Here is a 23813-nt window from a genome sequence, read left to right as displayed (position 1 = left end):
CAGGACTTACCTTCGTGAACGTCAAGTAGTGCGTGCGAGTGGTGGAGGCCGGAAGTGAGCAGAAAGGGACGCGGAGCGCGGACGGAGGAGTTCCAGGGCGCGGCCGCGGAGGAGGAGTACGCGGCGCCGCCGCGACCGGACGGCAGTGCCGCGCTGGACGCTCACTGGGTCGTCCGCCTCGACGGGGTCCGGAAGACGTACGGCAAGGGCGCCGGGGCCGTGCACGCGCTGCGCGATCTGTCCCTCGCCTTCGCCCGGGGCACCTTCACCGCGGTGATGGGCCCGTCCGGGGCGGGCAAGAGCACCTTCCTGCACTGCGCCGCCGGGCTGGACCGCCCGGACGCCGGCTCGGTGGTGCTCGGCGGTACCGAGCTGGCGCAGCTCAGCGAGGTCGATCTGACCATCATGCGCCGGGAGCGGGTCGGCTTCATCTTCCAGGCGTACAACCTGATGGCGGCGTTGACCGTCGCGGACAACATCACCCTGCCGCTGATGCTGGCCGGCCGCCAGCCGGACCACCAGTGGTTGCAGCAGGTCGTGACGCAGGTGGGTCTCGCCGACCGGATGAGCCACCGGCCCTCGGAGCTGTCCGGCGGCCAGCAGCAGCGGGTGGCCATCGCCCGGGCGCTGGCGGCGCGGCCCGAGGTGGTCTTCGCGGACGAGCCGACCGGCGCGCTGGACACCCGCACCGCCAAGCAGGTGCTGACGCTGCTGCGCGAGGTCGTGGACAGCCTCGGACAGACGGTGATCATGGTGACCCACGACCCGATCGCCGCCTCCTACGCGCACCGCGTGGTGTTCCTCGCGGACGGGAGCTACGCGGAGGAGATGACGCATCCCACGCCGGACCGGGTGGCCGAGCGCATGACCCGGCTGGGGGAGTGGTGAGACGTGTTCAGGCTCGTCGTACAGACCGTCAAGGAGCGTAAGGCCGGGTTCGTCGGGGCGTTCGTCGCCCTGTTCGGCGCGTCCGTGCTCGTCACGGCCTTCGGAATCATCCTGCAGTCCGGCATCGGCAACGGGGTGCCGGTCCAGCGCTACTCCGGCGCTGCGGTCGTGGTCGGCGGTCAGAAGCACTTCACGGTCCACGAGGCCAAGAAGAGCAAGTCCAAGGACCTCAAGGACGCCGTCGGCGTCCCGATCGACCTGGTCGACAAGGTCGCCAGGACCGAGGGCGTCGACAAGGCCGTCCCGGTGCTCACCTTCCCCGCGCAGGTCGTCTCCAACGACGGCGAGGAGCTGGTCAAGGGCGCCGACGACCGGACGTCCAACGGCACCAACTGGGGCGCGGCCGCGCTCGGCCCGTACGACCGCAACGGCGACGAGCCGAAGCGGGCCGGCGAGGTGGTGCTGGAGAAGTCCGTCGCCGACCACCGCAAGGTGAAGGTGGGCGACAGCGTCAAGATCGCCTCCACCCGGGACGCCAGCTCGTACAAGGTCGTCGGCATCGTCACCTACAAGGGCGGCGGCGGGGCGCTGCGCACCCCGCCGGTGTTCTTCTCCGACGACGAGGCGCGCACCCTGTTCGGCCGCACCGACCAGGTGAGCGCCATCGGCGTGCTGGCGCCCAAGGACACCAACGCCGGCAAGCTCGGCGACCGGATCGACAAGGCGCTCAAGGGCTCCGCGATCGACGTCTACACCGGTGACGGGCGCAGCAGCGTCGAGAACCCGGACGTCGCCTCGGCCCGGGGCAGCCTGAAGGAGCTGGCGGGCTCGCTCGGCGGCACCGTCGTGCTGATCACCATGATGGTGGTGGGCAGCACCCTGGCGCTCAGCGTGCACCAGCGCCGGCGCGAGCTGGCGCTGTTGCGCGCGGTCGGCGCGACGCCCAAGCAGATCCACAAGATGATCTCGGGCGAGGCCCTGGTGATCTCGCTGGTGGCCTCGATCCTGGGCTGCTTCCCCGGCATGCTGGCCGCCGGGGTGCTGCGCGGGGCGCTCGGTGCGATCGGCATCCTGCCGGACGACTTCGAGTTCTCCTACGGGCCGATCCCGGCGATCGCCGCGGTCGGCATCGGCGTGATCGCCGCGCAGGTGGCGGCGTTCGCGGTGGCCCGCCGGGTGGTGTCGATCCGGCCGGTGGAGGCGCTCAGCGAGGCCCAGACCGAGCAGCCGGGCATCGGCGGCGCCCGGGTGGCCATCGGGATCCTGCTGTTCGTCCTCGGATTCTGCGCGTCGCTGCTGCCGCTGTTCTTCGGCAGCATCTTCGCGGTGGCCGCGGCCGGCAGCGGCGGCCTGATCATGGTGATCGCGATCCTCATGCTGGCTCCGCCGGTGGTGGCGAAGGCGACCAGGCTGATGGCCGCGCCGTTCCAGCGCCGGTTCGGGACCCTCGGGTTCCTGGCCGTGGCCAACACCCGGGCCAACGCCCGGCGGCTGGCGGCCGGCATCGGCCCGCTGATCCTGGCGATCGGCTTCGCCTCGGTGCAGCTGTTCATCCCGACCACCACGTCGGGTGCGGCCGAGGCGCAGGCCCAGGCGGGCGTCGTCGCCGACTACACGGTGACCAGCGAGTCCGGCGGCCTGCCGGTCACCGCGCCGAAGTTCATCGCCGGCCTGGACGGGGTGGACGCCGCGGCCGGGACGGTGCGGGTGGACCTGTTCGCCTCGACGAAGATGCTCGGCTCGCCGGAGATCTTCGACTACAAGGCGCAGGGGCTGACCCCGGGCAACCTGAGCCGGGTCGTCGACCTGGACGTCTCCGAGGGCTCCCTGGACAACCTGTCCACGGACACGGTGGCGATCAGCAGCGGGGCTTCGGCCACGCTCGGCGCCAACGTCGGCGGCCAGATCAAGGTGCACATGCCCGACGGGCAGACGCTGGAGCCGAAGGTGATCGCCGTGTACAAGCGCGGCCTGGGCTTCGGCGACATCACCCTGTCCTACGACACCGTGCTCCAGCACAGTTCGCGCCGGATGTACGACTCGGTGCTGGTGCGGGCCAAGGACGGCGCCGACAAGAAGAAGGTGATCGGGGAGCTCACCGGGCTCAACGACCGCTACCCCGGGGTGCACGTCCAGGACAAGGGCGGCCTGTCCGCCGCCCAGGAGAAGGCCGGCACGGCCAACCTGTTCGGCAGCGCGCTGCCGCTGGTCCTGGTCTTCGGGTACATCGCGGTGGCCGTCGCCAACACCCTGGTGATGACCACGCTGTCCAGAGCACGGGAGTTCGCGCTGCTGCGGCTGGTGGGCGCGACCCCCGAACAGGTCATGCGGATGATGCGCACCGAGACGCTGATGCTGATCCTGATCGCGGTGGTGGTCGGCAGTCTGGTGCCCATCGTGCCGTTGATGACGGTGAGCATGGGCCTGACCGGGTCCCTGGTTCCGCACATTCCTCCGCTGCTCTACCTGGCGATCGTGGCGGCGACCTCGGCCCTGGCCGCGGCGGCCGTTCTGGTGCCGACCAAGCTCGCCCTGCGCGCCCGCCCGGTGGAGGCCATCGGACTGCGCGAGTAGCTCCGCCCGCACCATTGCCACACCGACCCGCCGATGGGGTCCGCGACCGCGGACCCCATCGGCGTTTTCGGGTTTCCGGGCAGGTCGAACGGCGTTTCGCAGTGCGGCAACCAGGGTCATTCGGCTGCCGCTTAACGACCCTGACCGGCCCCGCCGCCCGGTGTTAGCCTGCATTCACCAGAGCGAATTCCCCTTTTGCGTAATCCCCGTACCGACGAGCCGTGGACGGAACACGGCCGAACGGGGCTGTTGTGCTGCGCCTTTTTCGGATTCCGGTGAATGCGGTGGGTGGGTTTTAGTGAATTCACAGTCATGGCGTGAAAAGGCCGGACGGCTCGCGCGCGAACACGGTGTGCGCTCCCTCCGGTGCGCCTTCTACGACGCCGGCGAACTCCACGTCGCCGAGGCGGGCGCGGAGCCCGGGCCGGCGCCCGCCGCGCCGTTCGCCTCGCTCACCAAGCTCTTCACCGCGACGCTGGCCATGCAGCTGGCCTTCGACGGCGACCTCGACCTGGACCTGCCGGTCGGCGAGTACCTCACCGAACCGCCCTTCGCCGAGCTGAGACTGACGACCCGTCACCTGCTCAGCCACTCCTCCGGGATGGTCTGCGACGGCCCCGGCGACGGCGGGCTGCGGGCCGCCGTCGCGGCCGGCCCGCTGTTCGCCCCCGGCACCGCGTTCTCGTACTCCAACGCCGGGTTCGCCCTGGCCGGAAAGGTCATCGAGGCCGCCGCCGGGGTGAGTTGGCGCAACGCCGTGACGGACTTCCTGCTCCGGCCGCTGGACATCGAGCCGGCCTTCCTGGCGGCCGGCGAGATCCCCCGCGACCTGGCCCCCGCCGCCGCGATCGCCGGAACCGTCACCGACCTGGTCGCGTTCGCCCGGCTCCACCTGGACGACCGCGACGCCTCGCACGCAGCCCTGCTCGACCAGGAGGCCGTCCGGGAGCTGGCCGAACCGCCCTTCGACACCCTCCCGTTCGGCCTGGCCGACGGCTGGGGCCACGGCTGGGCCCGGTACGGCAACGGCGCCGACCGCTGGCTCGGCCTCGACGGCGTGGGCGCGGGCGCCACCTGCCACCTGCGGATCCAGCCGGAACGCGGCACCGTGATCGCCCTCCAGGCCGACTCCGCGGCCGGCCTCGGCGCCTGGCAGGACCTGCTGGCCCAGCTCCGGGCCGAGGGCGTGGACGTCGCCGGCTACGCGCCGGGCCCCGCCGCCGGCGCCGCGCAGGACCTGTCGGACCGCGTCGGGCAGTGGGCCAACGGCGAGACCGTGTACCGGATCCGCCCCGGCGCCGACGCGGCGGACGGCGCGCACCCCGGCGCCACCGTCCTGGTCGACGACGACGGGATGGAGTACGACCTGACCGGCCGAGGCGAGCGCTTCTTCGCCGCCCGGCACCCGCGGCTGCCCGAGGTGGAACACCTCGGCCGCTTCCTGCTCGACCCGGAGACCGGGCGCGCGGACCACATGCAGTTCGGCGGCCGCGTCCTGCGACGCGTCGCCTGAACAGGCTGGAGAGCGAACGTGACGATCACCAACGACAGTGTCCTGTCGCCGGCGCAGCAGCGCCTGTGGTTCCTGAACCGCTTCCAGGAGGGCGCCGCCGGCCACACCCACACGGTGGCGCTGCGGCTGGCCGGCGGCCTGGGTCCGGAGCAGCTGCGCGCCGCGCTGGACGCCCTGGTCCGGCGGCATCCGCTGCTGGGCACCGTGCACCGCGAGGCCGAGGGCCGCTGCCGCCCCGAACCCGCCCCCGACGGCGGGGCGTTCGCCGGGCTGCGGCCCGAGCCGGTCGCCCCCGACGAGCTCGACGAGGCGCTGACCCGGGCGGCCGGCCAGGGCCTGGACCTCACCCGGGAGCCCCCGCTGCGGGCCCGGCTGCTCGCCACCGGGCCGGACGCCCACGTGCTGGTCCTGACGGTGCACGAGATCGCGGCTGACGAGCGCTCGCTCGCCGTGATCGTCGACGACCTGGCCCGGGCGTACGCGGCGGCCACCGACCCGGCCGCCCCCGGCGCGCCCGAGCCCGCCCCGCAGTACGCCGCGGCCGCCGCCGACCGGGAGCTGAACGGCGCCCCCGAGCGGCCCACCGAGTACGCGGCGGCCGAACTCGCCCACTGGCGCGCCACTTTGGACGGCGCGCCGGCGCAGCTCGACCTGCCCGTCGACCGGCCGCGCCTGGCCGTCACCCGCTACGCCGCCGACGAGTACCGCAACGAGCTGGACGGCCCGCTGACCGCGGCCCTCGCCGACCTGGCCACCGACTGCGGCGCAGGCGTCGAGGCGGTGCTGCACGCCGCCGTCGTGGCGCTGCTCGGCCGCTTCGGCGCCGGCGCCGACGTCCCGCTGATCGGTAGCCTGCCCGGCCGCGACGGCGGGCGGCGCGCCGCCGTGGTCGGCCCGCTGGCCAACCCGGTGGTGCTGCGGGTCGTCCGCCGCCCCGGCGCCTCCTTCCGCGAGCTGGTCGGCGACTGCGCGGCGGTCGCCGCCACGGCCCGGCGCCACGGTGGCGTCCCGTTCGAGACCGTGGTCGGCGAGCTGCGGCCCGAGCGCGCGCTCAACCGCCACCCGCTGGCCCAGGTGGCCTTCGACCTCGCCGAGGACCTGCCCGCCCGGCTCGGCTTCGGCCCGCTCGACGCCCAGGTGGACCAACTGCCGCGCCAGCACTCCCCGTTCGACCTCCAGCTGCGCTTCCGCAGCGCGCCCGACGGCTCCGGGTTGCGGCTGGCCGCGACCTTCAGCACCGAGCTGTTCGACCCGGCGACCGTCCGGCGGCTCGCCGACGCGCTGCCGCGCCTGCTGGCCGCCGCCGTCGCCGCGCCGGACGCCGACCCGGACGGCTACGAGGTGCTGGACCCGGCCGAGCGGCACGCCCTGCTGACCGCGTGGAACGCCACCGACCGGCCGGTGCCCGACGCCGACGTCTCCGCGCTGTTCCGGGCCCGGGCCGCCGCCCAGCCCGCGCGGACCGCCCTGATCGCCGGCGACACCGTGCTCAGCTACGCCGAACTCGACGACCGGGCCGAGCGGTTGGCCGGCGAGCTGCGCCGCCACGGCGCCGCCCCGGGCCGGCTCGTCGCCCTGGCGCTGCCGCGCTCCGCCGACCTCGTCGTCGCCCTGCTCGCGGTGGCCCGCACCGGCGCCGCCTACGTGCCGCTCGACCCCGACTACCCGGCCGACCGGATCGGCTACATCCTCGACCACGCCGCCCCCTCGGCGCTGGTCACCGACAGCGCGACGGCCGGGCGGCTGCCCGCCACCGCCGCCCACCGGGTGCTGCTGGACGACGAGCAGGTGCGCGCCAGGCTGGCGACGGAGCCCGCCGGGCCGCAGGGCCCCGCCGCGACCGCCGCCGACCCGGCCTACGTCATCTACACCTCCGGCTCCACCGGCCGGCCCAAGGGCGTCGTCATCAGCCGCCACGCGCTGACCAACTTCCTGGTCTCGATGGCCGACCTCTTCCCGCTCGCGGCCGAGGACGTCTGGACCTCCGTCACCACGATCGCCTTCGACATCGCCGCCCTGGAGCTCTACCTGCCGCTGGTCGGCGGCGCCACCGTGGTCCTCGCCGACCGCGCGACCGTCACCGACCCCGCCGGGCTGGGCGCCCTGGTCGGCCGCACCGGCACCACGATCATGCAGGCCACCCCCAGCCTCTGGCAGGCCCTGTGCGACGAAGTCCCGCAGGCGCTGCGCGGCCTGCGGATGCTGGTCGGCGGGGAGGCCCTGCCGGCCGCCCTCGCCGAGCGGATGCGCGCGCTCGGCAGCGAGGTCACCAACCTGTACGGGCCCACCGAGACCACCATCTGGTCCACCGCCGCCCGCCTGGACGACCGCCCCGGCGCGCCGACCATCGGCCGGCCGATCGGCAACACCCGGGTCCGGGTCCTCGACGAGGCGCTGCGCCTGGTGCCGATCGGCGCCGCCGGCGAGCTGTACATCGCCGGGGACGGCGTCGGCACCGGCTACCTGCACCGCGAGGACCTCACCCGGGACCGCTTCCTGCCCGACCCGTACGGCGCCGATGGCGAGCGCATGTACCGCACCGGCGACATCGTCCGCTGGGCCGCCGACGGCAACCTGGAGTACGTCGGCCGCGCCGACTTCCAGCTGAAGGTCCGCGGCTTCCGGATCGAGCCCGGCGAGATCGACGCCGTCCTGGAGCAGCACCCCGCGGTGGCCCGCGCCGTCACCGTCGCCCGCGAGTACGCGGCCGGCGACACCCGGCTGGTCTCCTACGTGGTGCCGGCCGGCGAGGGCGGCGCCGACCCGGCCGAACTGCGCGCGCACGCCGCCGCCACGCTGCCCGGCTACATGGTCCCGGCCGTGGTGGTGCCGATCCCCGGGATCCCGCTGACCCCCAACGGCAAGACCGACCGGGCCGCGCTCCCGGACCCGGGCACCGCCGCGACCGGCAGCGGGCACGGGCCGCGCAGCGCCCGCGAGGAGCAGCTCTGCGACCTGTTCTGCGAGGTGCTCGGCGTCGCCTCGATCGGCGTCGACGACAGCTTCTTCGACCTCGGCGGCCACTCCCTGCTCGCCACCCGGCTGATCGGGCGCATCCGCTCGGTGCTGGACGTCGAGGTGCCGATCCGCACCCTGTTCGAGTCGCCCACCGTCGCCGGGCTGGCCGGCCGGCTGGGCAGCGAGCCCGCCCGCCGGGCCGGGCTGGTGCCGGTCGACCGCGACCGGCCGCTGCCGCTCTCCTACGGCCAGCAGCGGCTCTGGTTCCTGTACGACTACGAGTCCCAGGGCACCGAGTACAACTCGCCGCTCGGCCTGCGGCTGACCGGGCCGCTCGACCGGGACGCCCTCGGGCGCGCCGTCGACGCGCTGGTGGCCCGGCACGAGGCGCTGCGCACCACCTTCGCCACCGAGGGCGGCCAGGGCGTGCAGGTCGTCCACGCCCCCGCCCACCGGCCGGTGCGCTTCACCGACCTCGCGGCCGAGGGGCGCGTCGACGACCTCGACCAGCTGCTGCGCACCGAGCTGAGCCGCTCCTTCGACCTGCGCGGCGGCCCGCTGCTGCGCCCCTGGCTGATCCGGCTGGCCGACGCCGAGCACCTGCTCGTCCTCGACATGCACCACGTCGTCACCGACGGCTGGTCCAAGGAGGTGATGGCCCGCGAGCTCGTCGCCCTGCTCGGCCAGGAGGCCACCGGCCGGCCCGCCGCACTGAGCGAACTTCCCCTTCAGTACGCCGACTTCGCCGTGCACCAGCACGGCGAGCGGGGCGCGCGGGAGGCCGCCGACCTCGCCTACTGGAAGCGCCGGCTGGACGGCGTGGTGCCGCTGGAGCTGCCGACCGACCGGCCCCGGCCCGCCACCCGCGCCACCCGGGGCGCCGGCCACTCCTTCGAGCTGAGCCCCGAGCTGGTGGCCGCCCTCACCCGGCTCTGCCGCCGGGAGGGCGTCACCCTGTTCACCGTCCTCACGGCGGGCGTCCAGCTGCTGCTGTCCCGGTACGCGCGCCAGCGTGACGTCGCCGTCGGCACCATCGTCTCCGGCCGCGAGCACAGCGAACTGGAGGACGTGCTCGGCTTCTTCGTCAACACGCTGGTGCTGCGCGCCCGGACCACCCCCGACACGACCGTCGGGGCCTTCCTGGCCGACGTCCGGCAGGGCGTGCTGGAGGCCTTCACCCACCAGCACCTGCCGTACGACCGGCTGATCGACGAGCTCAAGCCGGACCGCGACCCCAGCCGCACCCCGCTGATCCAGGCCGCGCTGATGCTCAAGCGGGCCCAGGACGCGCTGCCCGGCCCGGACGGCCTGCGGGTCGAGGAGAGCGCCCTGCCGCGGATGCACGCGCTGTTCGACATCGGCTTCGAGTTCGAGGAGCGCGACGGGCGGCTCGGCGGCCTGGTCGAGTACAGCACGGCGCTCTTCGACCCGGAGACCGTCGCCCGGATCGCCCGCCACCTCACCGTGCTGCTGGAGGGCATGGCGGCGGCCGACCCGGACCGCCTGGTCGACGAGCTGCCGCTGATGGACGAGCAGGAACGCCGGCTGGTCACCACCGGCTGGAACGCCACCGCGACCGGCGCCCGGTTCCACACGGCGACCATCCACGGGCTGGTCGCCGACCAGGCCCGGCGCACCCCGGACGCCGCGGCCGTCACCACCGAGGACCGCAGCCTGACCTTCGCCGAACTCGACGCGCTGACGGACGCGCTGGCCCACCGGCTGGCCGACCGCGGCGTCGGCCTGGGCACCGTCGTCGGCGTCCGCACCCGGCGCGCCGCCGAGATGACGATCGCCCAGCTCGCCGTGCTCAAGGCCGGCGGCGCCTACCTGCCGCTCGACCCCGAACTGCCCGACGACCGGACGGTCTACGTGCTCCAGGACGCCGGGGTGCCGGTGCTCCTCACCCAGCGCGACCTGCCCGGGCCCGAGGCGCCGGACGGCGTCGAGGTGCTGTACGTCGAGGACACCGGGCCCGGCACGCACGACGGGCCGCCCGAGGTCGCCGTCGGCCCGTCCGACCTCGCGTACGTGATCTACACCTCGGGCTCCACCGGCAAGGCCAAGGGCGTGCTGATCGAGCACCGCGGCGTGGTCAACCTGTGCGACTGGTACCGGGACTTCTTCGACGCCGGGCCCGGCGACCGGGCCACCCAGATGGTGCCGCCCGGCTTCGACCCGACGGTGCTGGAGCAGTGGGGTGCCCTCGCCTGCGGCGTGGAGGTCCGCTTCGCCTCCGACCGCGTCCTGGAGGACCCGCACCTGCTCGCCGGCTGGATCGTCGAACAGGGGATCACCCTCATCCTCATCCCGGCGCCGCGCCTGGAGGCCCTGCTCGACCAGCCCGCACTGCACCAGGGCCGGGTGCGGCACATCCTCACCGGCGCCGACGTGGTGCGCCGCCGGCTGCCGCGCGGCTCGACGATGGCGCTGTCCAACCTGTACGGCCCGACCGAGACCACCGTGCTCACCACCGGCACGGTGCTGGAGGCGGAGGAGGACGCCCCGGTCGGGCGGCTGCCCTCGATCGGCCGGCCCATCGCCAACACCACCGGCTACGTGCTCGACGAGCACCGCGAGCCCGTCCCGGTGGGCGTGCCCGGCGAACTGTACGTCGGCGGCGCCGGGGTGGCCCGCGGCTACCTGGGCCGCCCGGAGCTCACCGAGGAGCGGTTCGTCCCGGACCACCTCGCCGCCACCGCCGGCGCGAGGCTCTACCGCACCGGCGACCTGGTCCGCTGGCTGCCCGACGGCACGCTCGAATTCCTCGGGCGGATCGACAACCAGGTCAAGGTGCGCGGCTACCGGATCGAGCTGGGCGAGATCGAGACCGCGCTGCTCGACGACGAGAGCGTCGAGCAGACCGCGGTGGTCGCCCGGACCAAGCCGTCCGGGCAGACCGTGCTGACCGGCTACGTGGTGCCCGCGGACGGCACCGCCGACCCGGAGAAGATCCGGGCCCGGCTCGCCGAGCGGCTGCCCGGCTACATGGTCCCGCCGGTCGTCATCGTCCTGGACGCGTTCCCGATGACCACGAGCGGCAAGATCGACCGGCGGGCCCTGCCGGAGCCGGAGGAGCAGCGGCCGGCCGCCGAGCCCACCGCGCCCCGGGACGAGACCGAGGCGGCGCTGGCCGGGATCTGGGCCGAGGTGCTGGGCGTGCCCGTCGTGGGAGCCGAGGACAACGTCTTCGACCACGGCGCCAACTCGGTGCTCACCCTCCAGGTCACCGCCCGGATCCGGGAGGTGTTCGGCGTCGGGGTCTCGGCCCGGCACGTGTTCGCCGCCCGCACCGTGGCGGCCCTCGCGGACCAGGTCCGCAAGCAAGTACTCGAAGACGTGCGCCGGACACCGGCGGACCGGACGACGACGCGCGGTGGCGCGCGGGGGAGCAACCGATGACAGACCAGCGACACAGCGAGGGCCAGGACGCCGACGAGATCCTGCGGCAGCGACTGGCGGCCGCCGGCGGCGGCGACCGCGACGCGATCCGGCCCGGCGGCGACGGCCCGGCCCCGCTCTCCTTCGGCCAGGAACGGCTCTGGTTCCTCCAGGAGTTCGAGACCGACGCGGTCGAGTACACCACCTCCTTCGGCCTCCGGCTGCGCGGCGGCCTCGACCTGGCCGCGCTGCGCACCGCGCTGACCGGCCTGGTCGAGCGGCACGAGCCGCTGCGCACCGTCTTCACCACCGAGGACGGCGTGGCCCGCCAGGAGGTCCGGCCCGCCTACGCCCCGGACACCGAGCCGGTGGACCTGAGCGCGCTGGGCGCCGAGGAGCGGGAGGCCGAGTTCGCCGCGCTGCTGCGCCGCGAACTCGCCACCCCCTTCGACCTCGCCAGCGGCCCGCTGCTGCGCTCCACGGTCGTGCGGCACGGCCCGGACGACCACGCGCTCTTCCTCAACCTGCACCACATCGCCGCCGACGGCTGGTCCAAGGGCCTGCTGACCGGCGAGCTCGGCGAGCTCTACCGGGCCGCCGTCGAGGGCCGCCCGCACACCCTCGCCCCGCTGCCGGTCAGCTACCGCGACTACTCCCGCTGGCAGCGCGAGCGCTGCACCGAAGACCGCCTGTCCGGGCAACTGGACTACTGGCGCGACGAGTTGGCGGACATCCAGCCGCTGGAGCTGCCCACCGACCGGCCCCGCCCGGCGGTGCGCACCACCGTCGGCGCCCTGCACGCCTTCCAGGTCGACGCCGAGGTCGCCGCCGGGCTCGACACGCTCGGCGCCGAACGCGGCACCACGCTCTTCGCCGTGCTCGCCGCCGCCACCCAGGTGCTGCTGGCCCGGCACACCGGCCAGCGCACCGTGGGCCTGGGCACCGTGTCGGTGGGCCGCGACCGCACCGAACTGGAGCCGCTGGTCGGCTTCTTCGTCAACACCCTGGTCCTGCACGGCCGGATCGACCTGGACGAGGCCTTCGGCGACCTGCTGGAGCGCACCACCGACCAGCTCTGGGACGCCCTCAGCAACCAGGACGTCCCCTTCCACCGCCTGGTGGACGAGATCCAGCCCGAGCGCGACCCGAGCCGCACCCCGCTGGTGCAGGCCGCCCTCGTGCTCCAGAACGACCCCGGCGCCCTGCCCGACTTCGGCGGCCCGGCCGTCGAGGAGTTCCGCGCGCCCTCGGTGTCCTCCATCTTCGACCTGACGCTGGAGTTCACCCCGGCCGCCGACGGCACGCTGGGCGGGACGGTGGAGTACAACACCGACCTGTTCGACGCCTCGACCATCGACGCGCTCTGCACCCGGCTGCTGCTCCTGCTGGCGGGCGTCGCCGCCGACGCGGACCGCCCGGTCGGCGACCTGCCGCTGCTCACCGCCGCCGAACTCGACACCGTCACCCGCGACTGGGCCGAGAACCGGGTGCCCTACCCGGCCGACCGGACCGTCCACTCGCTGGTCGCCGAGCAGGCCGCGGCCACCCCCGACGCCATCGCCGTCACCGCTGCCGAAGGTGAGCTGACCTACCGTCAACTCGACGAGCAAGCCGACCGGTTGGCCCGGCTGCTGCTCGACCACGGCGCCCGCCCCGGCCAGCACGTCGCGGTCTGCCTGCCCCGCGGCACCGGCCTAGTCGTCGCCCTGCTGGCCGTGCTCAAGGCCGGCTGCGCCTACGTGCCGCTGGACCCGGACTACCCGGCCGACCGGCTGGAGTTCATGCTCGCGGACACCGGGGCCGCGCTCTGCGTCACCGACCGGGAGCTGCTCGAACGGCTGCCCGACCTGGCCGTCCCGGCCCTGCTGCCCGCCGAGCGCACCGCCGAGCTGGCCGCCCTCCCGGCCGGTCCGCCGGCCACCGACGCGGGGCCGCGGAGCGCCGCCTACGTCATCTACACCTCCGGCTCCACCGGCCGACCCAAGGGCGTCGTGGTCGAGCACCGCTCCATCGTCCGGCTGGTCCGCGGCGCCGACTACGCCCCGCTGGCGGCCGACGACGTGGTGGCTCAGGTCGCCGACGCCACCTTCGACGCGGCGACCTTCGAGTTCTGGGGCCCGCTGGTGGCCGGGGCGCGGATCGCCGTCATCACCAAGGACGTCCTGCTCGACCCGCCGGCCTTCGCGGCCGCACTGCGCTCGACCGGCGCCACCGCGATGTTCCTCACCGCCGGCGTCTTCAACCAGGTCGTCGGCCTGGAGCCCACCGCCTTCGGCGGCATGCGCCACCTGCTGGTCGGCGGCGAGGCGCTCAACCCGCGCCGGATCGCCGAACTGCTGGCCGGCGGCGCCCCGCCGCAGCGGCTGGTCAACGGCTACGGCCCGACCGAGACCACCACCTTCGCCGTCTCCCACCTGATCCGCGAGACCGACGGCGTGCGCGCCATCCCGATCGGACGCCCGATCTCCAACACGGCGGTGTACGTCCTCGACGAGCGCCGCCGCCCCGTCCCGCCCGGCACTCCCGGCGAGCTCTGGATCGCCGGCCCCGGCGTCGCCCGCGGCTACCTGGGCCGCCCGGAGCTGACCGAGGAGCGCTTCCAGCCCTCGCCGTTCGCGGCGGAGCCCGGCGAGCGGATGTACCGCACCGGGGACGTGGTGCGCTGGGCCGACGGCCTGGCCGAGTACCTCGGCCGCGCCGACACCCAGGTCAAGGTCCGCGGCTACCGGATCGAGCCCGGCGAGGTCGAAGCCGTCCTGGAGGCCCACCCCGCGGTGGCCGAGGCCCTGGTGGTCGCCCTCGCGGACGGCGACCACAAGCGGCTGGTCGGCTACCTGCGCGCCGAGCCCGGCGCCGTCATCGCGCCGCAGGACCTGCGGGCCTTCGCCGAGCAGCGGCTGCCCTCCTACAGCGTTCCGACCGCCTTCGCCACCCTCGACGCCTTCCCGCTCACCCCCAACGGCAAGGTCGACGTCCGGGCCCTGCCGGCGCCGGACGCCCCCCTGGAGCGGGAGGACTACCGGGCCCCCGAGGACCCGGCCGAGCAGGCGCTCGCCGAGGTCTGGTCGGAGGTGCTCGGCATCGGCAAGGTCGGCGTCGACGACAACTTCTTCGAACTCGGCGGCGACTCCATCCTGAGCATCCAGGTGGTCGCCCGGGCCCGCCGGGCCGGACTCGTCATCACCTCGAAGGACATCTTCTCCCGGCAGTCGCTCGCCGACCTCGCCCGCGCCGCCCGCCCGGTGGAGGAGGCCCCGGCCGTCCAGGCCGACGCGGACGACCACGAGCCGGCCCCGCTCGGCCCCGTCCAGGAGTGGTTCTTCGCCCACCACACCCGCGGCGCCCACCACTTCAACCAGTCCGTGCTGATCACCCTGGACGGCGCGGTCGACGAGCCCGCGCTGGCCCGCGCCCTGGCCGGCCTCGTCCGCCGGCACGAGGCCCTGCGCACCCGCTTCGCCACCGGCCCCGACGGCCGGCGGGTCCAGACCGTCAGCGCGCCGGACGCCGACGCCGTGCCGGCCGAGGCCCGGATCGAGCGGATCACCCTCGACCAGGCCGCCCCCGGGGAGCGCGCCGCCGCCATGCGCACCCTCGCCGAGGCCGCGCAGGCCTCGCTGGACCCGGCCGAAGGGCCGCTGGTGCGCACCCTGCTGTTCGACCACGGCGTCGGCGAGCCCGCGCGGCTGCTGCTCACCGTGCACCACCTGGCCGTGGACGGCGTCTCCTGGCGGATCCTCCTGGAGGACCTGGAGAGCGCCTACCGGCAGGCCGTCCGCGGCGAGGACGTCGACCTCGGCCCGGCCGGCACCTCGTACCGCGGCTGGGCGCGCCGCCTCGCCGCCTTCACCCGGGACGGCGGCCTGGACGACGAGCTGGCGCACTGGGCCCGCCCGGTGCCGGCCGGCTCCGCCGACCTGCCCACCGACCGGGAGGGCCGCAACAGCGTCGGCGACACCCGCGCCGTCAGCGCCGGCCTCGACGCCGAGCGCACCCGGCAACTGCTCCAGGACGTGCCCGCCGTCTACCGCACCCAGGTCAACGACGTCCTGCTGACCGCGCTCGGCCGCGCGCTCGCCCGCTTCACCGGCCGGGCCCGCACCCTGATCACCCTGGAGGGCCACGGCCGCGAGGAGATCCTGGACGGCACCGACGTCTCCCGGACGGTCGGCTGGTTCACCTCGATCTTCCCGGTGCTGCTGGAGTCCCCGGCCGACCGCCCGCTCGGCCGGCTCATCCGCGACACCAAGGAACTGCTGCGGGCCGTGCCCGGCCGCGGCGCCGGCTACGGCCCGCTGCGCTACCTGCGCGGCGACCAGCCGCAGGCCGCCGCCCTGGCCGCGGCGCCGCAGCCCCAGGTCAGCTTCAACTACCTCGGCCAGTGGAGCGACGCCGCGGCCGGGAGCGAGCTGTTCCGCGCCGTCGAACCCGACTACGGCCTGGACCACCACCCGGACGAGGAGCGGCCGCACCTGCTGGACATCGTCGGCGAGGTCCGGCACGGCGTGCTGACCTTCGACTTCCACTACGCGCCGCAGCGCCACGACCAGGCCACCGTGCAGCGGCTCGCCGACGACTTCGCGGCGGCCCTGACCGAGCTCGTCGAGCACTGCCTGACCCCCGGCGCCGGCGGCGCCACCCCCGGCGACTTCCCGCTGCTCACCCTCGACCAGGCGACCGTCGACCGGCTGGTGCCGGCCGGCTCCACCGTCGAGGACATCCACCCGCTGACCCCGATGCAGAGCGGGATGCTCTTCCACACCCTCAACCAGGACGGCGTCGGTGCCTACTCCGACCACGTCGCCTTCCGGCTGGAGGGCGTCCGCGACGTCGACGCGCTGGCCGCCGCCTGGCAGCACGTGGTCGACCGCACCCCCGCGCTGCGCACCCGGCTGGTCTGGGACGGCGTCCCCGAGCCCGTCCAGGTGGTCGAGCGCTCCGCCCGGCTGACGGTCCGCCGCCTCGACTGGACCGGCCTGCCCGCCGCCGAACTGGACCGCCGGCTCAAGGCGCTGATCGACGAGGAGCGCGCCACCGGGATCGAGCTGTCCCGGGCGCCGCTGATGCGCCTCGCCCTCGCCCGCGAGGACGAGCGGACCGTCCGCGTCGTGTGGACCTTCCACCACGCCGTCCTGGACGGCTGGAGCACCTCGCACCTGTTCGCCGACCTCTTCGCCGCCTACCAGGCGCTCACCGACGGCAGGGGCAAGGCCCCGGCGCTGCCCGAGCGCCGGCCGTTCCGCGACTACGTCGCCTGGCTGGCCCGGCAGGACAAGGACGCGGCCGCCGCCCACTGGAGCGCCCTGCTGGGCGACCTGGACGCGCCGACCCAGCTGCCCTTCGGCCGCTCGGTGCCCCAGGGCCACGAGTCCCAGTCCGCCGGGCAGGTCCGGGTGGGCCTGTCCGGCGCCGAGACCGACGCGCTGGTCGCGATGGTCCGCCGCCACCGGCTCACCCTCAACACCGCCGTCCAGGGCGCCTGGGCGATCCTGCTGGCCCGCCACTCCGGGCAGCGCGACGTCTGCTTCGGCACCACCGTGGCCGGCCGCCCGACCGAGCTGCCCGGCGCCGACACCATGGTCGGCAACCTGCTCAACACCCTGCCGCTGCGCACCGAGGTCGACCAGGACGCCCCGCTGGTGGAGTGGCTGGCGGCCCTCCAGGCCGAGCAGGCCGAATCCCGGCGCTTCGAGTACTCCTCGATCGCCGAGATCCAGCGCAGCAGCAAGGTCCCGCGCGGCAGCGCGCTGTTCCAGACCCTGGTGGTGTTCGAGAACTACCCGGGCAACGGGGCCGCCGCCGAACGCCACGGACTGCGGCTCAGCGACGTCCGCGCCGTCGACACCACCAGCTTCACGCTGGACCTCACCGCCTACGACGACGACGGCTCGCTGACCCTGCTGCTCTCCTACGACCCGGCGCTCTACGACCGCGCCCAGGCCGAGGTGCTGGCCGACCAGCTCGCCGTCCTGCTCGGCAGCATGCCCACCGCCCCCGGCCAGCGGGTCGGCGACGTCCCGATGCTGTCGCTGCGCGCCCGCGACCGCGTCCTGTACGAGTGGAACGACACCGGCACCCCGGGCGCCGACGCCTGCCTGCACGAGCTGATCGCCGAGCAGGCGCAGCAGACCCCGGACGCCGAGGCGGTGGTCTTCGAGGAGACCGTGCTGACCTACGCGGACCTGGAAGCCCGGGCCAACCGGCTGGCCCAGCACCTCGTCGGCCAGGGCATCGGCCCGGAGACCGTCGTCGCCATCTGCCTGGACCGAGGCCCGGACACCGTCGTCGCCGCCCTCGGCGTCCTCAAGGCCGGCGCCGCCTACCTGCCGCTGGACCCCACCCACCCCGCCGAGCGGCTGCGCCTGGTGCTGGACGACAGCGCCGCCGCGATGCTCGTCACCCAGCGGGACCTCGCCGAGCGGCTCCCGCTGTGCGACGCGACCGTGCTCTGCCTGGACGCCGACCGCGAGGAGATCGACAGCTGGCCCGCCGAGGCGCCCAGCACCGAGGTGACCCCGGACAACCTCGCCTACGTCATCTACACCTCCGGCTCCACCGGCAAGCCCAAGGGCGTCACGGTCGAGCACCGCAGCGTCGCCCGGGCCGCCGCCGCCTGGCGCGAGGCCTACCGGCTCGACCGCGGCCCCGTCCGCCAGCTCAACCTCGCCAGCATGGCCTTCGACGTCTTCGTCTCCGACCTGACGCACGCGCTGACCACCGGCGGTGCCCTGGTGCTCTGCCCGAAGGACGCCACCACCGACCCGGTGCGCCTGCTCGACCTGATGGAGCGCCAGCGCGTCACCCACGTCGAGACGGTGCCCTCGCTGGCCAACGCGCTGGCCGACGAGGCCGCCCGCAGCGGCCGGGCCTTCCCGCCGCTGCGCTACCTGGCCGTCGGCTCGGACAACTGGCGCACCGACGACTGCCGGCGGCTGCTGAAGAGCGTCGCCCCCGGCACCGTCGTGCTCAACTCCTACGGCGTCACCGAGGCCACCGTCGAGTCCTCGTACTTCACCGTCACCCCGCAGAGCCTGCCGGACGTCGCGTCCGTGCCGATCGGCCGGCCCATCCCGGGCACCCGGATGTACGTCCTGGACGCGGACCTGGAGCCGCTGCCGGTCGGTGTCGTCGGCGAGCTCTTCCTCGGCGGCACCGGCGTCACCCGGGGCTACCTGGGCCGCCCCGACCTCACCGAGGAGCGCTTCTCCACCGACCCGTTCACGCCCCACCCCGACGGCCGGCTCTACCGCACCGGCGACCAGGCCCGCTTCCTGCCCACCGGCGACGTCGAGTTCCTCGGCCGCGGCGACGACCAGGTCAAGATCCGCGGGTTCCGGGTGGAACTCGCCGAGATCGAGGCCGTCCTGCGCCGCCACCCCGACGTCCTGGAGGCCGTCGCGGCGCTGCGCTCCGAGCCGGGCGCCGTCCTGACCGGGTACGTCGTGCCCCGGCCCGGCACCGCTCCCGAGAGCGCCGAGCTGCGCCGCTACCTGGAGGGCTCGCTGCCCCGCCACATGGTGCCGCAGGCCTTCGTCCGGCTGGACCGGCTGCCGCTGAACGCCAACGGCAAGGTGGACCGGCGGGCGCTGCCGGCCGCGGCCGCCGACGACCGCCCGGTCACCAGCAGGACGGCCCCCCGCAACCCCGCCGAGCAGGCGCTCGCCGGGCTCTGGGCGGAGGTCTTCCGGGTGCCCGAGGTCGGCGTCGACGACAACTTCTTCGACCTGGGCGGTGACTCGATCCTGAGCATCCAGGTCGTCTCCCGGGCGCGGCAGTTGGGACTGCGCCTCAGCTCGCAGGACATCTTCAGCCACCAGACCATCGCCGGGATCGCCGCCGCGATCTCGACCCACGAACCCGAGGAGCCGGCCGGCGTGAACACCGAACCCGTCACCGGAAGGGCGCCGCTGACCCCGATCCAGCGCGCCTTCTTCCACCACCACACCGAGGCCCCCCAGCACAGCACCATGTCCGTGCTGGCCGAGCTGCGCGAACTCCCCGACGAGGCGCACCTGCGCACCGCGCTCGACGCGCTCCTCACCCACCACGACGCCCTGCGCACCCGCTTCCGCACCGTCTACGGCCGCTGGCAGCAGGAGATCGCCGCCCCCGGCGACGGCTGGCCGCTGGAGCGGCTGGACCTCACCCTGGAGGCCGACCCGGAGGGCGCGCTGCTGGCCGCCGCCACCGCCGCCCAGTCCGGCTTCGACCTGGCCGATGGCCCGCTGGTGCGGGCCGTGCTGGCCGACCTCGGCGGCACCGCCGGCGCCCGGCTCTTCCTCACCGCCCACCACCTGGTGGTCGACGCGGTCTCCTGGCAGACCCTGCTCGGCGACCTGGAGACGGCCTACCGGCAGGCCGCCGAGGGCCGGCCGGTCGACCTCGGCTCGCGCGGCACCTCCTTCCTCGACTGGTCCCGCCGGCTCTCCGAGCACACCGCGGTCGGCGGCTTCGACGAGGAGCTGGACCACTGGTTCGCGGCCGGCCGCGCCGGCGGCGAGCCGCTGCCCGCCGACCTCACCGGCACCCCGACCGTCGCCACCGCCGCCGCCGTCCGGGTCGGCCTGGACGCGGAGAGCACCGACGCGCTGCTGCGCGAGGTCCCCGCGGTCTACCGCACCCAGGTCAACGACGTGCTGCTGACCGCGCTCGCCCGGGTGCTCGCCGACTGGACCGGCCGCTCCGCCGTCCTGGTGGACCTGGAGGGCCACGGCCGCGAGGAGATCTTCGACGACGTCGACCTGAGCCGCACCACCGGCTGGTTCACCACCTCCTTCCCGGTCGCCCTGGACACCGCCGACGGCGCCGACTGGGGCGCCCGGCTCCGCTCCGTCAAGGAACAGCTGCGGGCCGTCCCCCAGCGCGGCATCGGCTACGGCGCGCTGCGCCACCTCAGCCCGGCCGGGGCGCCCGGCGAGCTGCTGGCCGAAGGCCCCCGCGCCCAGGTCGGCTTCAACTACCTCGGCCGGGTCGTCGACGGCCACGACGGCGGCCTGCTGCACGACGTGCGGCTCGGCTACGGCACCGAGCAGGCGCCCGGGGAACTGCTGGAGTACCCGCTCGACATCGTGGCGTACGTGCGCGACGGCAAGCTCGGCTTCGAGCTGTTCCACTCCACCGCGACCCACACCACCGAGACCGTCCAGCGGGTCGGCGACCAGCTGGTCGAGGCCCTGCGCGGGATCGTCGCGCACTGCCGCGAGGCCGGCGCCGCCGCCTCCGGGGCCACCCCCTCGGACTTCCCGCTCGCCCGGGTCGACCAGCCGCTGCTGGACGAGCTGACCGCCCTGGGCCGGATCGCCGACCTCTACCCGGCCACGCCGATGCAGCACGGCCTGCTGTTCCACAGCCTCACCGAGGAGGGCGAGGGCGTCTACCTCGGCCAGCTGTCCTTCCTGCTGGAGGGCGGCGTGGACGCGGACGCCTTCGCCGAGGCCTGGCAGCGCCTCGCCGACCGGACCCCGATGCTGCGCACCGCCTTCGCCCGGGTCGACACCGACCAGCCGCTCCAGGTGGTCCGCGAGCACGTCACCGTGCCCGTCGAGCGGCTGGACTGGAGCGCCCTGCCGGCGGCCGAGCGCGAGCAGCGGTTCGCCGCGTACCTCGCCGAGGACCGCACCCGCGGCATCGACCTGGCCGTGGCGCCGCTGATGCGCCTGGCCCTGATCGACGAGCCGGACGGCGCCCTGCGGGTCGTCTGGACCTCGCACCACCTGCTCCTGGACGGCTGGAGCAGCGCCGAACTGGTCTCCGAGGTGGTCGACGACTACCTCCGGCTCACCGGCCACGACCGGCCCGGCCCGACCGCCCGCCGCCCGTTCCGCGACTACGTCGCCTGGCTCGGCGAGCAGGACCTGGCCGACGCCGAGCGCTACTGGCGTGAACTGCTCGACGGCTTCACCGCCCCGACCGCGCTGCCGGCCGACCGGGCCGGCGAGGAGGCGGCCCGCCAGGGCAGCGAGGCGACCAGCGTCTTCCAGCTGGAGCCCGAGGTCACCGAGCGGCTCGCCGAGGTCGCCCGGCGCCACCGGCTCACCACCAACACGCTGGCCCAGGGCGCCTGGGCGCTGACGCTCTCGCGCTACGCGGGGGAGCGGGAGGTCTGCTTCGGCTCGGCCGTCTCCGGCCGCCCCGCCGACCTGCCCGACGTCGAGTCGATGATCGGCCTGTTCATCAACAACCTGCCGGTGCGGGTCGAGGTCCGCCCCGAGCAGCCCGTCCTCGACTGGCTGGGCGACCTCCAGCGCGACCAGGTCCAGGCCCGCAGCTACGAGTACGTCTCGCTGGCCCAGATCCGCGGCTGGACCGGGCTGCCCGCCGGGGTCGACCTGTTCGACAGCTACGTGGTCGTCGAGAACTACCCCTTCGACGGCGAACTGGGCTCCGACCAGGGCATCCGGATCCGCGACGTGCGCTCCCAGGAGCCCACCAGCTACGCCATGGTGCTCGCGGTCTTCGCCGGCGAGCAGCTGTCCTTCCGGCTCGCCTACGACCCCGGGCTCTTCGACGCCGACACCGCCGACCGGGTCACCGGCGACCTGCGCGCCCTGCTGGAGGAGATCGCGGCCGAGCCCGAGCGCACCCTCGCCGAGCTGCGCGCGCTGGCCCCCGCCCACCGGGAGCGGCTGCTCACCGGCCACAACGAGACCGCCACCGCGCTCACCACCGACGCCCTGGTGCCCGAGCGGTTCGCCCGCCAGGCCGCCGCCACCCCGCAGGCCGTCGCCCTGGTCCACGGCGGCGAGCGGATCACCTTCGCCGAGCTGGACGAGCGGGCCAACCGGCTCGCCCACCACCTCGCCGACCGGGGCGTCGGCCCCGAGGTGCCGGTCGCGGTCTGCCTGCGGCGCGGCCCCGGCCTGATCACCGCGCTGCTCGCGGTGCTCAAGGCGGGCGGCGTCTACACCCCGCTGGACCCGGCCGCCCCGGCCGAGCGCCTGCGGCTGCTGGTCGAGGACGTCAAGCCCCGGGTGGTGATCGCCGACGAGGCCGCGAGCACCACACTGGCGCTGCCCGCCGACGTCGCCCTGGTCGTCCCGGAGCGCGAGCGGGACGCGATCGCGGCCCGGCCCGCCACCGCCCCCGACCCGGACCTCGCCCCGGAGCACGCCGCCTACGTCATCCACACCTCCGGCTCCACCGGCAAGCCCAAGGGCGTGCTGGTCGAGCACGGCAGCCTGGCGAACCTGCTCGACAGCCACCTGCGGACGGTCTTCGAGCCGCTGCGCGAGGCCTGCGGCGACCGCCAGGTCCGGGTCGCCCACCTGGCGCCCGCGTCCTTCGACGCCTCCTGGAACCCGGTGCTGTGGATGGTCGCCGGCCACGAGCTGCACCTGGTCGACGACGAGGTGCGGCGCGACGCGCACGCCCTGGTCGCCTACCGCGCGGAGCAGCGGATCGACTTCCTGCAGACCACCCCGTCCTGGTTCCGCCAGCTCGACGACGCCGGACTGCTCGCCCCCGGCAGCCACCCGCTGCGCGGCGCGGCGCTCGGCGGCGAGGCGATCGGCCAGGCCCAGTGGGACCGGCTGCGCGCCCAGTCCGACCTGATCGCCTACAACTTCTACGGGCCCACCGAGGCCACCGTGGACGCGCTGGTCTGCCGGGTCGCCGACAGCCCCCGGCCTGTCCTCGGCCTGCCCGTCCAGAACGTCCGGGCCTACGTCCTGGACCCGGAGCGCAACCTCGCCCCGGTCGGCGCGCCCGGCGAGCTGTACCTGGCCGGCGACGGCCTCGCCCGCGGCTACCTGGGCCGCCCCGACCTGACCGAACAGGCCTTCCTGGCCGCGCCGTTCGACCCCAAGGAGCGGCTGTACCGCACCGGCGACCGGGTCCGCCGGCTGTCCGACGGCCGGCTGGAGTTCCTCGGCCGGCTCGACGACCAGGTCAAGCTGCGCGGCTACCGGATCGAGCCGGGCGAGATCACCGCGGCCCTGGACGCCCACCCGGGCGTCGCCGAGTCCGTCGTCCTGGTCCGCGGCGAGGCCGAGCACGCCCGCCTGGTCGCCTACCTGCGGCCGGCCGCGGGCGGCGTCCCCGGCGCCGCCGAGCTCGCCGGCTACCTCGCCGAGCGGCTCCCGGCCCACCTGGTGCCGGCCGCCTTCGTCGAGGTGGAGTCCTTCCCGCTCACCCGGCACGGCAAGATCGACCGGGCCGCGCTGCCCGACCCCGCCGAGACGGTCGTCGAGGCCGCCGAGGAGTGGGTGGAGCCGCGCGACGAGACCGAGAAGCTGATCGCCGGGATCTGGTCCGAGACCCTGCACGTGGAGCGGGTCGGCGCGCACGACAGCTTCTTCGCCCTCGGCGGGCAGTCCCTGACCAGCGTGCAGGCGATCACCAGGATCAAGCAGACCTTCGGCATCCGGATCGCCTTCCGCAGCCTCCTGGAGAACCCCACCGTGGCGGGGGTGGCGCGACTCGTCGAGGACGCGCTGCTGGAGGAACTGGAGCGAGAGGCCGCGCGCCAGTCGGCGCCGGCGGCGGAGTAGGGGCAACCGAC

5 protein-coding genes are annotated in these 23813 nt (G+C 74.8%); all 5 read left to right on the top strand.

Going from position 1 to position 23813, the window contains the following annotated elements; all coding sequences use genetic code 11:
• The first annotated feature begins 153 nt into the window (after window positions 1-153).
• Window positions 154-888 (top strand): ABC transporter ATP-binding protein, encoded by a 735-nt coding sequence (locus ACIO9K_RS02610; RefSeq protein WP_063351478.1) that lies wholly within the window; start codon window positions 154-156, stop codon window positions 886-888.
• Between the two features lie 3 nt (window positions 889-891).
• Window positions 892-3462, top strand: a complete 2571-nt coding sequence (locus ACIO9K_RS02605) for an FtsX-like permease family protein (protein ID WP_363585132.1) — start codon at window positions 892-894, stop codon at window positions 3460-3462.
• Window positions 3463-3622: 160 nt separating this feature from the next.
• Window positions 3623-4975 carry a serine hydrolase domain-containing protein gene (locus ACIO9K_RS02600; protein ID WP_400326356.1) on the top strand — a complete coding sequence of 451 codons (1353 nt, stop codon included), beginning with the start codon at window positions 3623-3625 and terminating at the stop codon, window positions 4973-4975.
• 18 nt (window positions 4976-4993) lie between these two features.
• Complete coding sequence (locus ACIO9K_RS02595; RefSeq protein ID WP_400326353.1) at window positions 4994-11335, top strand: amino acid adenylation domain-containing protein; 6342 nt, start codon at window positions 4994-4996, stop codon at window positions 11333-11335.
• The gene (locus ACIO9K_RS02590; protein ID WP_400326350.1) at window positions 11332-23802 is read left to right on the top strand and encodes an amino acid adenylation domain-containing protein; all 12471 of its coding nucleotides are present in this window, start codon (window positions 11332-11334) and stop codon (window positions 23800-23802) included. The genes ACIO9K_RS02595 and ACIO9K_RS02590 overlap by 4 nt, the downstream gene beginning before the upstream one ends.
• Window positions 23803-23813: the final 11 nt, after the last annotated feature.

It is taken from the genome of Kitasatospora sp. NPDC087271, assembly GCF_044744605.1.
Taxonomy (GTDB): Bacteria; Actinomycetota; Actinomycetes; order Streptomycetales; family Streptomycetaceae; genus Kitasatospora.
This window is presented reverse-complemented; position numbering and strand designations above follow the sequence as displayed.